The following is a 14,361-nucleotide window of genomic DNA, read 5'->3' as shown; positions in this document are numbered from 1 at the left end:
GCCTGAGCTCTCCACTCCGCGTATTCATCGACATTGTCATGGCCGGGCAGAAGCGTTCACGCGCTCCTGTCCCGGCCATTGACGTCTTAATCCCTGTGATACCCGTGCTGTAGAAGCTGGTGCCCGGCCTTCCGTCGGACGCGCAGACAGCAAGAGGCGCCCGCCTCTCTCATCGAGGTTGCTGATGTCCGATCTGACGACGCTCCAACAGACTATTCTGGCCGATATTGCCAATGCCTCCGACGAAGCCGCCCTGGAAGCCGTGCGCGTCGGCGCGCTCGGCAAGAAGGGTTCGATCTCCGCGCTGTTGTCGACTCTCGGCAAGATGACGCCAGAAGAACGCAAGACCGAGGGCGCGGCCATCAACCTGGCCAAGGACACCGTCACGCAAGCGCTGACCGCGCGCCGCGATGTGTTGAAATCCGCAGCCCTCGATGCACGTCTCGCTTCCGAGACCATCGACGTGACGCTGCCGCTGCGCGATGGCCCCGCTGAACTCGGCCGCATTCATCCGCTCAGCCAGACCTGGGACGAATTGACGACGATCTTCGCCGATATGGGCTTCGCCGTCGCCGAAGGTCCGGATATCGAGACGGACGACTACAATTTCACCAAGCTGAATTTCCCCGAGGGCCATCCCGCCCGCGAGATGCACGACACCTTCTACTTCAATCCGAAGGAAGACGGCTCGCGCCTGCTGCTGCGCACGCATACATCACCGGTTCAGGTGCGCACCATGCTGAGCCAGCAGCCGCCGATCCGCGTGATCTGTCCGGGCCGCACCTATCGCAGCGACTCTGACCAGACTCACACGCCGATGTTCCATCAGGTCGAAGGTCTCGTCATCGACAAGGGTTCGCATCTCGGCCACCTCAAATGGATCCTGCACGAATTCTGCAAGGCTTTCTTCGAAGTCGATAACGTCAATATGCGCTTCCGTCCGTCGTTCTTCCCGTTCACGGAGCCGTCGCTGGAAGTCGATATCCAGTGCCGCCGCGACAAGAACGAGATCCGCTTCGGCGAAGGCGAAGACTGGCTCGAGATTCTCGGCTGCGGCATGGTGCATCCGAATGTGCTACGCGCCTGCGGCATCGATCCCGATGTGTATCAGGGCTTCGCCTGGGGCATGGGCATCGATCGTATCGCGATGCTGAAATACGGCATGGCCGACCTTCGTCAGCTGTTCGAAGGCGACGTGCGTTGGCTCAATCACTACGGCTTCAAGCCGCTTGAAGTACCGACGCTGGCCGGAGGACTGAGCACGTGAAATTCTCCCTCTCCTGGCTGAAGGATCATCTCGAGACCGACGAGTCGCTCGAGACGCTGACCGACAAGCTCACCATGATCGGGCTCGAGGTCGAACATATCGACGATAAGGCGAAGCTGCTGAAGCCGTTCACGATCGCCGAGATCGTCACAGCCGTGCAACATCCCAATGCAGATCGGTTGCGCGTCTGCACCGTGAATGCCGGCGATGACAAGCTGCTGCAGATCGTCTGCGGGGCGCCGAATGCGCGCGCGGGACTGAAGACCGTCCTCGCCAGGCCTGGTACTTTTATCCCGGGTAAGGATTTCACCATCGGCCTCGGCAATATCCGCGGCGTCGAAAGCCAGGGCATGTTGTGCTCGGCCGGCGAACTCGGACTCCCCGACGCGATCGACGGCATCATCGAACTGCCCGCCGATGCGCCCGTCGGCGCAATCTATCCCGACTGGGCCAAACTCGGCGATCCCGTCATAGAAATCAACCTGACGCCCAATCGTCAGGACTGCACCGGCGTGTCGGGCATCGCCAGGGATCTCGCCGCGGCCGACATGGGCGTGTTCAAGAATCCCGGCATCAAGCCGATCAAGGGCGAATTCCCCTGCCCGGTGAAAGTCACCGTCGAAGACGCCAAGCTGTGCCCCGGCTTCGCACTGCGTCTCGTGCGCGGTGTCAAGAACGGCCCATCGCCGGAGTGGCTGCAGAAGAAGCTGACCTCCATCGGCCTGCGCCCGATCAATGCGCTGGTCGACATCACCAACTTCCTGACCTTCGACCGCGCCCGTCCGCTGCATGTGTTCGACGCCGCCAAGGTGAAGGGCGATATCGTTGTCCGCCGCGCACGTGACGGCGAGACGCTGCTCGCGCTCGACGGCAAGACCTACACGCTCGACAGCAAGGCCTGCGTCATCGCCGACGACAATGGTGTCGAGTCGCTCGCCGGCATTATGGGCGGCGAAGCGTCGGGCTGTTCGGAAGACACCACCGATGTACTGATCGAATCCGCGCTGTGGAACGAGATCAATATCGCGCAGACCGGCCGCAGGCTCGGGATCAATTCCGACGCGCGTTATCGGTTCGAGCGCGGCGTCGATCCGGTCTTCATGGTGCCCGGTCTCGAACTGGCAACCAAGCTGGTGATGGAACTGTGCGGCGGCGCACCGTCGGAGAGCATCGTCGTTGGCAAGCCCTACGGCGACGACCGTATCATCGACTTCCCGATTGCCGAGGTGAAGCGCCTCGCCGCCATCGACGTGCCATTCCCGGAGATGCGACGCATCCTGACGCATCTCGGCTTCATGGTGGCCGGCAGCGGCCCCGTGGTGAAGGTCGCAGTGCCGTCATGGCGTAGCGACGTGACCGGCAAGGCTGACATCGTCGAAGAGGTCATGCGCATCTTCGGCGTCGACAAGGTGCCGATGACGCCGTTCCCGCGCGGCGATGCCCCGCGCAAGCCGGTACTGACGCAGATCCAGCAGCGCACCCGCCGCGCCAAACGTGGACTGGCCGCGCGCGGCCTCGTCGAGGCCGTGACATGGTCGTTCATCTCGAAGCCGCATGCCGAGGTGTTCGGCGGCGGCGCGCCGGAACTGGCGCTGGCCAACCCGATCGCCTCCGACCTCTCCGACATGCGGCCGAGCCTGTTGCCCGGACTGATCGCAGCCGCTCAGGCCAATGCGCATCGCGGTTCGTCCGACCTAACGCTGTTCGAAGTCGGCCAGATCTTCCGCGGCGATCGCCCGCAGGATCAGTTCATGGCTGCATCCGGCGTGCGGCGTGGCCTCGCCTCGTCGGCTGGCAATGGCCGTCATTGGTCAGGCGCCAGCGCTGCGAACGCACTCGACGCCAAGGCCGATGCCTTTGCAGTTCTCGCAGCCGCAGGTGCACCGATGCAGGCGCTGCAGATCGTCGCCGGTGGCGCGAACTGGCTGCATCCCGGCCGTTCGGGTACGATCCAGATCGGACCGCAAAACGTCCTCGGTTATTTCGGCGAGCTGCACCCGCGCACGCTCGAAGCACTCGGTGCCGACGGCCCGTTGATGGCTTTCGAAGTGATCCTCGATCGCATTCCCGACGCCAAGCAGAAGGCGACCCGCGCCAAACCGACTTTGGAGCTCTCGGCGTTCCAGCCTGTGTCACGCGACTTCGCTTTCATCGTCGATCGCAAGGTCAGGTCCGGTGACATCCTCCGCGCGGCAGCCGGCGTGGACAAGAAGCTGGTCACCGATGTGACGGTGTTCGACGTCTATGAAGGCAAGGGCATCGACGACGACAAGAAGTCCGTCGCCATCGCCGTGACCATGCAGCCGCGCGAGAAGACCCTGACCGATCAGGAAATTGATGCGGTGGCAGCGAAGATCGTGGCGGAAGTAACGAAGAAGACGGGCGGCACGTTACGCGCATGATGGAATCACTCGGCCTGGTCCAGTATTCGACCACGTCGCTCGTTTTTATCACCGTCACCGCCTTCATCGCCGGACTGGCCCGCGGGTTTTCGGGCTTCGGTTCGGCGCTGATCTTCATGCCGCTCGCCTCAAGCGTGGCGGGCGCGCAGGTCGCGTCGCCGTTGCTGCTGCTGATCGACTTCTCGACCACGCTGACGCTGATCCCGAACGCCGCAAGACAAGCCGACAGGCGCGACGTCAGCATCATTTCGCTGGGCGCACTTATTGGCGTGCCACTTGGCACGATGGCCTTGGCCTGGGCCGATCCGCTGACCGTTCGCTGGGGCATCGTCGCACTGATCGTCACGATGCTGACGCTACTGATCTCCGGCTGGCGCTATCCCGGTAAGCCGACCGTTCCAGTGACGGTCAGTGTCGGCGGCGTCGCCGGCTTTTTTGGTGGCTTGGCGCAACTCGGCGGGCCGCCGATAGTGATGTATTGGCTGCGAGACGCGGCAGTCGCTGCCGTCACCCGCGCAAATATCATCCTGTACTTCGCGGTCGCAGACGTCTTGATCATCATCAGCTATACGATCGGCGGATTGTGGAGTTCCGCCATTCTCGGCCTCGCGGTGATTACCGGACCACTGTTCGGTCTCGGCCTCTGGCTCGGCTCGAAACTGTTCGGCAAGGCCAGCGATGAGCTGTTCCGCAAGATCTGCTACGCGCTGATCGCCGTCTCGGCGCTGATCAGCCTGCCGCTGTTCGACGGGATATTTCACTGACGCTTGCGTGACTTGCGGCGCCAGCCGCCGCGGCGCTAGGGTCTCTCCAATTCAAGAACAACGGGAGAAGACCATGATCGATCGCCGCGACATGCTGAAGTTTGCCGCTGCCGGCGCCATGGTCCTCGCGGCGCGCCCCGCGCTGGCGCAGACGCCAGCAAAACCGCGCACCAGGATCATATTTCTCGGCACCAAGGGCGGCCCGCGCGTCGGCGTCGGTGCATCCAATCCCGCCAACCTCGTTGTGGTCAACGACACGCCATTCGTGATCGATTGCGGCATGGGCGTCAGCCGGCAACTGGTCAATGCCGGCGTGCCGCTTCCCTCGGTGAAGTATATCTTCATCAGCCACCACCATTCCGATCACAATCTGGAATACGGCAACTTGTTCTACAATGCTTGGGCCGCAGGCCTCTCGACGCCGATCTACTCGTTTGGTCCCAAGGGCATCGAGGCAATGACCCGGACTTACTGGGAGTTGAACAAATTCGACGTTGATACCCGCATCGAAGATGAAGGCCGCCCCGATCCGCGGCCGTTGCTCGTTGCCAAGGATATCACCGAGGATGGCGTGGTGCTGCAGACCGTCGACGTCAAGGTGACAGCCTTCCGCACTCCGCATCCGCCGATCGTCGACAGCTTCGCCTACAAATTCGAGACGCCCGACGGCGTCATCGTGTTCTCCAGCGACACCGCTTACAACCCGAAGCTCGCAGAGTTCGCCAAGGGGGCGGACGTGCTGGTGCATGAGGCACTTTACGTGCCCGCTGTTGACCGGCTGGTGATCAAGACGAAGAACGGCGCGACGCTGAAAAAGCATTTGATGGAAAGCCACACCACCACCGAGGATGTCGGCCGCATCGCCGCCGCGGCTGGCGTGAAGGTGCTGGTGCTCAGCCACTTCGTGCCGGGCGACGATCCCGAAGTCACCGACGAGGACTGGATCTCGGGCGTGCGAAAGAATTTTTCCGGCAAGATCATCGTGGCCAAAGATCTGATGCAGCTGGCGCTACCGGTGTAGCGCCAATAGCAGCCTCACGTCGCGGCTACTCCAACCCCGCTCCGCTCGACCGCTGCCGCCGCTGCTTCGTCCGCACCGGCTTGTCTGGTTCCGGCTCTTTCATTGCGCCGATCTTCTTGAGCGCCGCCTCTGCTGCGCGCTCGCCGCTTTCCCATGCGCCATCGACCGTGCCCCACAATGTTTCGTGCGTGGCTTCGCCGGCAAGGAACAGATTGCCCATAGGCTCAGCCAATACGCGGCGCGAGGCCTGGCCACCCGGTGCGGCCCCCGACATGGCTCCGAGCACGAATGGCATCGCATCCCAGCGCGTCGTTGCAGAACGCTTGATCGCCGGTTTGATATCGGAGCCGAACAGCTTCGTCAGCCATTCAACGGCGAAAGCCACCATCGCGGCCTCGCCCTGAGTTGCAAGGTCGCGGCCGAATGCGCCCGCGACATCGACGGTACACAGCGATGACCCGCCAATATTCGCAAACAGTGCACCGGTACGTGTGCTCGTGCTTTGCTCGACCATCAGCTCATCGCGACCCAGCCCGAGCGGATTGCCAGTAAACTGTAGCGCGATACGGTCATAGCTGCCGAGGCTGAGTTTTGCCGCCGCGTCGAGCTGCCGCTTTGGCAGTTCCGGCGTGAACTTGATTGTCCCCGACGACAACACATTGCTTGATGCGGTGATGATCACCGCCCGCGCCGCAACGCGCCCTGACGCCGTCTCAACGCCTATGTCGCGTCCGCTCCAGGTCACGCGCGTCGCAGGCGTCGACAGCGCCACCGGAACGGCCTCACCGAGCTTACCCATCAACGCGCCGAGCCCCTGGCGCGTGGCAACGTCGATGGCGCGATCCTGCGCGCGCGAAAGATCCAGCGTCGAGAGATCCTTGAGGTCCTTGCCGGTCGCATAGGCCCCGAGCACGAAATCGATCGTGCCAGCCCAGTCCCCGAGGTCCTTCGGCAGCGCCGCGGCACAGGAGATGTCGGCACGGCGCGCTGCCTCGTCGATGGCGCGATTGGCGCGCACCACCGCGGCGAGCAATTCTTCGGTCTCGCCGGCGCGGGCATTGCGACGGCCGATGCGCAGCTTCTGGCTCGGCGGCGATGGCGCGACATCAATTCCCACCGGCCGGGCAAGCTTCACCATCGCGTTGGTTTCAGGCGTGTGCAGCCAGCGCGCGCCGCGATCGAACGGGGCGTCGAAACTTGTCGCGTCTGTCATGCACCGTCCGCCAATCCGGCTGGAGGCCTCGACCACGATCACCTTGCGATTGGCCGCCTGGATGCGACGCGCCGCAGCGATGCCCGCAGCGCCCGCGCCAATCACGACAATGTCAGCATCCCGCGGCAGCGACGCGGCCAATGTCCTTGCGCCGAACAGCGGCACAAGTGTCAATGCTGCGGACGCCGACAGGAAATCTCGGCGTGAAATCGTCATGACATGGTTTCCGAAATTTTATGATGCATGAGAACGTCTCGCGAACCTTGCCGTATTCGAGGGTGTGCGGCAACCGTCGTGGTGAATGAATCGTCACCAGCGCCGCGCGGGCATGAACCAAATTGCAATGGCTCTCGACCATGATGGAGCCAGGGAAAGCGGTCGACATGAACCGCGCTGGGGGAGTCACGATCATGGGCCTCATGCTCGATACGGTCGGGAAACTGATCGCGAAATATCTGCAGAAGGAGCTGCCCGGCTACGAGCCATTCACGCCGAGCGACCCCGAACGCCTGCGCGGTATCATCGAGGAAGGTGACGTGCTGCTGGTCGAAGGCAACAACCGCGTCTCTGGCATCATCAAATATCTCACGCAATCGACCTGGTCGCATGCCGCGCTCTATGTCGGCCCAATCAATGGTGCTGCAGAGCCGAACGGCGAGCCCCATGTGCTGATCGAGGCCAATATCGGCGAAGGTGTCACCTCGGCACCGCTGTCGAAATATTATCCGTTCCACACCCGCCTGTGCCGCCCGGTCGGTCTGTCCTACGAGGACCGCACCACTGTGTGTCGCTACGCCATCAACCGGATTGGCTTTGGTTACGACACCAAGAACATTCTCGACCTGATGCGCTTCCTGATCCCGCTGCCAATACCGCAGCGCTGGCGGCGGCGCATGATCGCTTTCGGCTCCGGCGATCCCACCAAGATCATCTGCTCGGCATTGATCGCGCAGGCTTTCGATGCCGTGCGCTATCCGATTCTGCCGAAAATCACCCGCGCCGGTAGCCGCCAGGCCCGTCGCGAGATTCTGCACATCCGCGATTCATCGCTGTATATGCCCAGGGATTTCGATATCTCGCCCTATTTCGAAGTGGTGAAGCCGACCATTGAACTCGGATTCGATTACACGGCATTGCATTGGGCCGACAAACAAAAGCCGCTCCGGGAGGTGGCGGGCACTTTCGATCCATTTCCGGACGTCTTCGGCACGCCGACGCTCATTCCTGAGACGACTGACACGGAAGCGGAAGTGGCTGACGAAGACGTGAGCAGGCCTCGGATCAGGCTTATCGCCTGATCCGCCACTTCAAGACTTGACCGCGCCGGCTGTGAGTCCGCCGACCATGTAGCGCCGAAAGGCGTAATACACTGCGGCTGGTGGTAGCGCGTAAATAAAGCCCGTGGTCATCAGCAATTCCCAGGGCGAGTCATCAGCGGCCAGGAAGTTGCCGAGCGCGACGGGTAGCGTGATCTCGGTATCCTTGGACAGCAGCAGGAAGGCGTAGAGATATTCGTTCCAGGCGAGCAGCAGCGCATAGGTGCCGATCGCGACCAGCGACGGCAACATCAGCGGCACATAGACCATGCGAAACAGTTGCAGCGGCGTTGCGCCGTCCATGATGGCGGCTTCGTCGAGCTCGAGCGGCAGCTTGTCCGACGCCTGCTTGAGCACCCAGATCGCATAGGGCGAAGCAATGGTCACCATCGCCAGGATCAGCGACCAGTGATTGTTGAGCAGACCGTAATTGCCCATGGTGCGATACATCGGTACCGCGAGGAATGCCGCGGGAATGAAATAGGTGAACAGCGCCATGTTCATCACCGTTCGACCGCCGCGGACGCGCAGACGACTGATCGCAAAGGCCGCCGATGTCGCAATCACCAGCGTCAGCGCACCGACCGCCACCGCAATGACGACCGAGTTCAGGAACTGCGCCCAAAAATCGCGCAGGAAATAGTGCTGCTGATTGAACACGATTCTGAAATTGTTCAGCGTCGGATGGTCGGGCCACAGCTTGCCCGCGAACGCATCCTGCTTCGGCGAGATCGCGAACAGGAACATGTGGTAGATCGGAATCAACGTCCAGATCAGCACGGGAATGCCGATCAGCAGCAGCCGCGCTTCGGTGCCGACTTCTCGTAGCGTTGGCACTCTCATCGGGTGAACCTCTTCATCGAGAGAGCCGTTTCATCATGAAATAGACCAACGGCAGCACAAGCGGCATCGCGCAAACGATAGATGCCATCGACATGTCGAGCTGATCGAGGCGGAGATAGCGAATCCCCAATGTGGACAGAACATGAGTGAGATCCGCTGGCCCGCCTCCCGTCAACAGATAGACGCTGTTGAAGTCACCGAGCGTCCAGATCATCGAAAGCAGCGTGCAGGTCAGATACAGCGTCTGCATCGACGGCCAGGTGATGAAGCGGAATTTCTGCCACCAGCTGGCGCCGTCGACATCGGCGGCTTCGAACATGTCCGTCGAGATCGCCAGACGCCCTGTCATCAGGATCAACGTCCAGAACGGCAGCGACTTCCAGATGTGCACCATGATCGCCAGCGTCAGGCCGATAGCGGGATCGTTCAGCCAGTTGGGCCCATCCTCGCCGGTAAACTTGAAGATCAGATTATTGATCACGCCCCATTCGGGATTGAACATGAAGCGCACCGACAGGATGGTCGGGATCGACGGCACCGCCCAAGGCAGGATGAACAGTACCGACAGCCAGCGTATCCATGTCCGTGACTGCACGAAGAAGCCGGACAGAAACAGAGCGATCAGCATCTTCACATTGATGCCGATAATCAGGAAGATCAGCGTGTTGACGACTGCGCGCGCGAATACCGGATCGTTATAGAGCGCGACGTAACTCGCCGGGTGCCGCGCCAGCCACAAGCCATAACCGATCGGATAGACCACGAAGGCGGCGAACACGAGCAGATAGGGCGCGATCATCACGACGCCCCAGACCTGCGGCGTCGTCAGGCGGGCCGACCATGGCCGGCGTGGCAGCGTATCGGCGGGAGCGGGATAGGTGATCGTGGCCATGCTGTACACCATTGCAAAAGCCGGCCGCGAGGGGCGGCCGGCTTTGTCTCGGACTAACCCGCGATTTCCTTGATGCGGGCGATCAACTCATCGACGGCCTTCTCGACCGGCACCTTCTCGCTGACCACGCGGTTCATCGCCTTGGCCCAGACGTTCTCGTTATTGAGGATCGTGAACTTGTAGTTCTTCACGAAATCGAACGACGAGGTGCCTCCCGTGAACTGGGTGTAGACCGCCTTGCGATGCTTGTCGGCCTGCCAGAACGGGCTTGCCTGTCCAGCCTTGGTCACCGGGAACCAACGACCGAGCGCGCCTTCGACATAGGGGCCCAGGTTTTCTTCTTCCATCAGGAACTTGACGAACTCCTTGGCGCCCGCCTTGTTCTTCGACTGCGAGAAGATCATCCCCGTCTTCACGTCGGAGCGATACTTGATCGGCGTGCCGTCCGGCTTCAGCGGGAACGATGCAGTGACGATGGTTTCCTCATAGGCCTTCTTGCCGGCCGCGCGCTGCTCCGGCGTCAGCGTCTGGTTCTGCGAATCCTCAAACCACTTCGCCGCGATCGAAATCGTGAAGTTGTGGGTCATGATGATGCTCTTGTTGTGGAAGGCGACATTGTTGTCGGGGTCCTTCCACGTTGTCGAGGATGGCGGCGTACAGCCCTTGATATAGGTGTCGGTATAGTCCCTGAGCGCGCCGATCAGACCTTCCTTGACCTTGGGATCGTCCACCAGAAGCTTTCCATCGTCGTCCACCAGCTTGACGTTATAGGCATCCATGAAGGTGTAGAACGATTGCAGCGAGTCCGTGGACTCCACGCCCATCGGCTGGCCGACACCATAGGCACGGCTGCCTGACGCCTTGCGATAGGCCGGCTGGACCTTATCGCACCAGAACGACCAATAGCCCTTCCAGTCCTTGGGAATATCACTGATCTTGTAGCCGGCCTGCTCGAGCAGATCGCTCCAGATCTCCACATGCATCGACTGCTGCTTCAGCGGAAAGCCGTAATACGCCTTCTTCTTGGTCTGACCGTTCATCAGATAGGCCGTCTCGACCGTGTTCGGCGCAAATTTATCCATCATCGGCTTTAGGATGTCGGTGATATCTTCCAGCTTGCCTTCGAAGGCCCATTTGCCGGATGCCTGCACATCGTAGGTGTCGGCATAAGCGACATCTGGCGGCGTGCCGGAATCCAATGCGGCCACGGTCTTCGGGATCATGTCCTGAATGGCATATTGCGAGAGTTCGACCTTGATCTTGGTTTTGTCTTCGAACTTCTTGATCGCCGCCAGCAGCGATTCATCTTCAGACTTATAAAACCCCTTGCTGAACCAGACGGTGATGCTTTGCTGCGCGAAGGCGGGCGCTGCGGTCAGAAACAAGCCGGAAGCGGCAGTGGCGAAAACAAGCGCACGGGTACCCTTGGTGATCAAGACGTCGTCCTCCCTGATGATTGTTTTTCTTGAGACTACCTCTTTCTATTTATCCGTCCAGTGAAGAAGTCGATGCTGCGCTGCACTTGTCTGACAACTTCGCAAGGGTTACGTCTTCGTGATTGCAAGGAGAAAATCGGATGCTTGTCGCTGCCGCCAAGGCGCTATCGCAAATTCTTTCACCACCGATGCGCAGCATCCTGTGGAAGTCGATCGGACTTGCCCTGGTTTTAATCACCGTATTGGCGGTCGGCATGCAGCGGTTGTTGAACTGGGCTGCCACTTCGGGCGGCGTCTGGGCCGAAAGCACGATCGGGTCGGACTACCACACGATGATCAATGTGCTGTCCTGGATCTTGTCGATTGCCGCCGGTCTCGGCGTCGTCGCCGGCGCAATCTTTCTGATGCCGGCGATTACATCACTGGTCGCCAGCGTGTTCGTCGATGATGTTGCCGATATCGTCGAGCGCGAGCACTATCCCGCCGAGCGGGTCGGCGTCGCATTGCCGTTCGGGCTCGCCATCACCGAAGGCGGCAAGACCGCGCTGCTGACCATCGCGGTCTATCTGGTCGCGCTGCCCTTCGTGTTCTTCGCCGGCATTGGTTTCGTTGTCTTCTTCATCGCCACAGCCTGGCTGCTCGGCCGCGAATATTTCGAGCTGGCCGCCATGCGGTTCCGCTCGCCGGCGGACGCCAAGGTGATGCGCAAGCAGCATGCGGCGACGGTGTTCACCGCCGGGCTGTTTATCGCAGCCTTCGTCTCGATCCCGATCGTCAACCTGGCCACGCCGCTATTCGGCATGACCTTCATGGTCCATATGCACAAGCGATTGAGCGGACCACGACCGGAGCTGATCGAGCCAGGTCGCGTGACGAAGGTGCCGGTCGCCTAGACCACGGTCTTCTCCGGCCACTGGCACAGATCGTTGATCAGACACACCTCGCAGCGCGGCTTGCGCGCGAGACACGTATAGCGGCCGTGCAGGATCAGCCAATGATGAGCATGCAGCATGAACTCGTGCGGGATCACCCGCTCCAATTCGAGTTCGACGTCCAGTACGTTCTTGCCCGGCGCCATATTGGTGCGATTGCCGACGCGGAAGACATGGGTGTCCACAGCCATCGTGTGCTCGCCAAACGCCATATTGAGCACGACATTGGCGGTCTTGCGCCCGGCGCCCGGCAGTGACTCGATTTCGGCGCGGGTGCGCGGCACGACGCCGCCGAATTCGCGGATCAGTTTTTCCGACAGCGCGATGACGTTCTTCGCCTTGGTGCGGTAGAGGCCGATGGTCTTGATATACTCCCGCACCGCCTCTTCGCCGAGATCGATCATTTTCTGCGGCGTATCGGCGATGGGAAACAGCGCACGCGTCGCCTTGTTGACTCCGGCGTCCGTCGCCTGCGCCGACAGCACCACGGCGACCAGCAATGTGTAGGGATTGAGATGTTCGAGCTCGCCCTTGGGCTCGGGATTAGCCTTGCGGAAGCGCGAGAAGGCTTCATGGACCTGGGCTTTGGTCCAAGGCTTCAACTTGATGGGTTTCAACTTGATGGGCTTCGGCTTGGCTATCTTCGCAGGTGCCTTGACCGCTTTCGCTACAACCTTCTTTGCAGGACTGGGCTTCGCGCTGGCGGGGAGCTTGCGGGTGATTTTCGGCATCAAAGGGATATACTGAGGGACCATGACATCAGGCAACGACTTTGACGTCCCGCAGGAACCGATGCTGTTCAGCGCGCTGCTGCGTCCGCATCACGCGCTGGGTCGCAAGGGCTTCCTCATGCTCATGGGTTTCATCAGCATGGTCTCGTTCGGCGCGGGGATGGCCTTTCTGCTAATGGGCGCCTGGCCGGTGCTCGGCTTTTTCGGCCTCGACCTGCTGGCGATCTATATCGCCTTCAAGATCTACGACAGACGCGCCAGGGCCACCGAAGAGATCACGGTCACGCCGTCGGAAATCCGTGTGCGCCGGGTCAGCCCATCAGGCGACGTCGTGGAATGGGCATTCAATCCGCTCTGGGTGCAGATCGATCAGGTGTGCCACGCCGAATTCGGCATCGAGCAGCTTTTTCTGGTGTCGCGCGGCCGTCGAGTGTCGATCGCACGGTTCCTCGGCGCAGAGGAAAAGGCAAGCTTCATCAAAGCCTTGATGGAAGCGCTCCAGGCCGCCAAACGCGGCCCGACCTATAATCCGGTGAACTGATGATCCATCGGGAAACGGGTGGTTTGCGCGTCGGGGCAGGCCTACATCGATATCATGATGAATCTTGCCAGAGACCTAGCGATGACTGAGCATCGCCCGATCAAGCCGGGCCAGCGCGACGCAGCCCTGCGCGATTACGATTCCGTACGCCGTGCCATCGGCTTCATGCACTCGCAGTGGCGGGACCAGCCGAACATCGAGGCCGTGGCTGACGCCGCGAGCGTGACGCCGGACGAGTTGCACCACCTGTTCCGCCGCTGGGCCGGACTGACACCGAAAGCGTTCATGCAGGCGCTGACGCTCGATCATGCCAAGCACCTGCTGCGCGATTCCGCCAGCGTGCTCGATGCGGCGCTCGACTCCGGCCTGTCGGGCCCGGGCCGGCTGCACGATCTGTTCGTCACCCATGAAGCGATGTCGCCAGGAGAATGGAAAACCGGCGGCGCCGGTATGGAATTGCGCTACGGCTTCCATCCCTCGCCGTTCGGCACAGCCATCGTGATCGCCAGCGACCGCGGCCTTGCGGGTCTCGCTTTCTCCGATCCCGGCGACGAACAGCGCGCTTTCGCCGACATGAGTCGGCGCTGGCCGGCGGCCACATTGATTGAGGACACTCCCGGCACGGCCGGACTGGCGCAGCGAATTTTCGACAGCAAGCTGTGGCGCCCGGACCAGCCGTTGCGGGTGGTGCTGATCGGGACGGATTTCGAAGTCCGCGTCTGGGAAACGCTGCTGAAGATCCCGATGGGTCGTGCGGTCAGCTATTCGGATATCGCCTGCAAGATCGACAACCCGAAGGCCTCACGCGCCGTCGGCGCGGCCGTGGGCAAGAACCCGATTTCCTTCGTGGTGCCGTGCCACCGTGCGCTCGGTAAATCCGGCGCACTGACGGGTTATCATTGGGGCATTACACGGAAGCAGGCCATGATCGGCTGGGAAGCGGGACAGGTGGGAGCGAATTAACAGCAACGGGCCGCAGTTTCCTGCGACCCATTGGACTGAA

Annotated in this window: 13 protein-coding genes; 8 read left to right on the top strand and 5 right to left on the bottom strand. The window is 61.4% G+C overall.

The features are described 5' to 3' along the window. The first annotated feature begins 184 nt into the window (after positions 1-184). The 4 genes from pheS (at position 185) to HP556_RS28285 (ending at position 5,454) form a co-directional block, all read left to right on the top strand. Positions 185-1,267, top strand: coding sequence for a phenylalanine--tRNA ligase subunit alpha (gene pheS / locus HP556_RS28300; protein ID WP_089263024.1), 1,083 nt, complete (start codon positions 185-187; stop codon positions 1,265-1,267). After that, positions 1,264-3,669 carry a phenylalanine--tRNA ligase subunit beta gene (gene pheT, locus HP556_RS28295; RefSeq protein WP_175369377.1) on the top strand — a complete coding sequence of 802 codons (2,406 nt, stop codon included), beginning with the start codon at positions 1,264-1,266 and terminating at the stop codon, positions 3,667-3,669. Before pheS ends, pheT begins: the two co-directional genes overlap by 4 nt. Beyond that, positions 3,666-4,433 carry a sulfite exporter TauE/SafE family protein gene (locus HP556_RS28290; protein ID WP_246297927.1) on the top strand — a complete coding sequence of 256 codons (768 nt, stop codon included), beginning with the start codon at positions 3,666-3,668 and terminating at the stop codon, positions 4,431-4,433. The genes pheT and HP556_RS28290 overlap by 4 nt, the downstream gene beginning before the upstream one ends. 73 nt (positions 4,434-4,506) lie before the next feature. Continuing rightward, a complete protein-coding gene (locus tag HP556_RS28285; RefSeq protein WP_175369376.1) occupies positions 4,507-5,454 on the top strand; it encodes an MBL fold metallo-hydrolase in 948 nt (315 codons plus the stop codon). 25 nt (positions 5,455-5,479) lie between these two features. Here the strand turns inward: HP556_RS28285 and HP556_RS28280 are convergent, their stop codons facing one another. Next, the gene (locus tag HP556_RS28280; RefSeq protein ID WP_175369375.1) at positions 5,480-6,883 is read right to left on the bottom strand and encodes a flavin monoamine oxidase family protein; all 1,404 of its coding nucleotides are present in this window, start codon (positions 6,881-6,883) and stop codon (positions 5,480-5,482) included. 194 nt (positions 6,884-7,077) lie between these two features. Between HP556_RS28280 and HP556_RS28275 the strand changes: the two genes are divergently transcribed. Next, positions 7,078-7,965, top strand: coding sequence for a YiiX/YebB-like N1pC/P60 family cysteine hydrolase (locus tag HP556_RS28275; protein ID WP_175369621.1), 888 nt, complete (start codon positions 7,078-7,080; stop codon positions 7,963-7,965). Positions 7,966-7,974: 9 nt separating this feature from the next. On the opposite strand, the gene HP556_RS28270 is transcribed toward HP556_RS28275, so the two are convergent. From HP556_RS28270 to HP556_RS28260, 3 genes are read right to left on the bottom strand one after another with little or no spacing between them, the layout of a single operon-like run. Further along, positions 7,975-8,826, bottom strand: coding sequence for a carbohydrate ABC transporter permease (locus tag HP556_RS28270; RefSeq protein ID WP_068730277.1), 852 nt, complete (start codon positions 8,824-8,826; stop codon positions 7,975-7,977). A 13-nt stretch (positions 8,827-8,839) separates the two neighbouring features. Continuing rightward, the gene (locus HP556_RS28265; RefSeq protein WP_089263663.1) at positions 8,840-9,718 is read right to left on the bottom strand and encodes a carbohydrate ABC transporter permease; all 879 of its coding nucleotides are present in this window, start codon (positions 9,716-9,718) and stop codon (positions 8,840-8,842) included. 53 nt (positions 9,719-9,771) lie between these two features. Beyond that, positions 9,772-11,154, bottom strand: coding sequence for an ABC transporter substrate-binding protein (locus HP556_RS28260; protein ID WP_089263039.1), 1,383 nt, complete (start codon positions 11,152-11,154; stop codon positions 9,772-9,774). A gap of 140 nt (positions 11,155-11,294) precedes the next feature. Between HP556_RS28260 and HP556_RS28255 the strand changes: the two genes are divergently transcribed. Further along, positions 11,295-12,047: a sulfate transporter family protein gene (locus HP556_RS28255; RefSeq protein WP_175369374.1), complete on the top strand. Its 753-nt coding sequence runs from the start codon at positions 11,295-11,297 to the stop codon at positions 12,045-12,047. On the opposite strand, the gene nth is transcribed toward HP556_RS28255, so the two are convergent. Continuing rightward, positions 12,044-12,817 carry an endonuclease III gene (gene nth / locus HP556_RS28250; RefSeq protein WP_175369373.1) on the bottom strand — a complete coding sequence of 258 codons (774 nt, stop codon included), beginning with the start codon at positions 12,815-12,817 and terminating at the stop codon, positions 12,044-12,046. The two genes, HP556_RS28255 and nth, sit on opposite strands and share 4 nt — an antisense overlap. Positions 12,818-12,839: 22 nt before the next feature. Between nth and HP556_RS28245 the strand changes: the two genes are divergently transcribed. Both HP556_RS28245 and HP556_RS28240 read left to right on the top strand, forming a co-directional pair. Next, positions 12,840-13,358: a DUF2244 domain-containing protein gene (locus HP556_RS28245; RefSeq protein WP_175369372.1), complete on the top strand. Its 519-nt coding sequence runs from the start codon at positions 12,840-12,842 to the stop codon at positions 13,356-13,358. A gap of 81 nt (positions 13,359-13,439) precedes the next feature. Beyond that, entirely contained in the window at positions 13,440-14,321 is an 882-nt protein-coding gene (locus tag HP556_RS28240) for a methylated-DNA--[protein]-cysteine S-methyltransferase (RefSeq protein ID WP_414716825.1), read from the top strand. The last annotated feature ends 40 nt before the right edge of the window (positions 14,322-14,361 follow it).

This window comes from Tardiphaga robiniae, assembly GCF_013359755.1.
Classification (GTDB): Bacteria; Pseudomonadota; Alphaproteobacteria; order Rhizobiales; family Xanthobacteraceae; genus Tardiphaga; species Tardiphaga robiniae.
The sequence above is the reverse complement of the archived record's forward strand: the minus strand, read 5'-3'. Positions and strand labels throughout refer to the sequence as shown.

Coding starts and splice junctions, on each gene's coding strand:
- nth (WP_175369373.1), bottom strand. CDS start 12,817: ATGCCGAAAATCACCCGCAAGCTCCCCGCCAGCGCGAAGCCCAGTCCT.
- HP556_RS28280 (WP_175369375.1), bottom strand. CDS start 6,883: ATGACGATTTCACGCCGAGATTTCCTGTCGGCGTCCGCAGCATTGACA.
- pheS (WP_089263024.1), top strand. CDS start 185: ATGTCCGATCTGACGACGCTCCAACAGACTATTCTGGCCGATATTGCC.
- HP556_RS28270 (WP_068730277.1), bottom strand. CDS start 8,826: ATGAGAGTGCCAACGCTACGAGAAGTCGGCACCGAAGCGCGGCTGCTG.
- HP556_RS28255 (WP_175369374.1), top strand. CDS start 11,295: ATGCTTGTCGCTGCCGCCAAGGCGCTATCGCAAATTCTTTCACCACCG.
- HP556_RS28275 (WP_175369621.1), top strand. CDS start 7,078: ATGGGCCTCATGCTCGATACGGTCGGGAAACTGATCGCGAAATATCTG.
- HP556_RS28265 (WP_089263663.1), bottom strand. CDS start 9,718: ATGGCCACGATCACCTATCCCGCTCCCGCCGATACGCTGCCACGCCGG.
- HP556_RS28285 (WP_175369376.1), top strand. CDS start 4,507: ATGATCGATCGCCGCGACATGCTGAAGTTTGCCGCTGCCGGCGCCATG.
- HP556_RS28290 (WP_246297927.1), top strand. CDS start 3,666: ATGATGGAATCACTCGGCCTGGTCCAGTATTCGACCACGTCGCTCGTT.
- HP556_RS28245 (WP_175369372.1), top strand. CDS start 12,840: ATGACATCAGGCAACGACTTTGACGTCCCGCAGGAACCGATGCTGTTC.
- HP556_RS28240 (WP_414716825.1), top strand. CDS start 13,440: ATGACTGAGCATCGCCCGATCAAGCCGGGCCAGCGCGACGCAGCCCTG.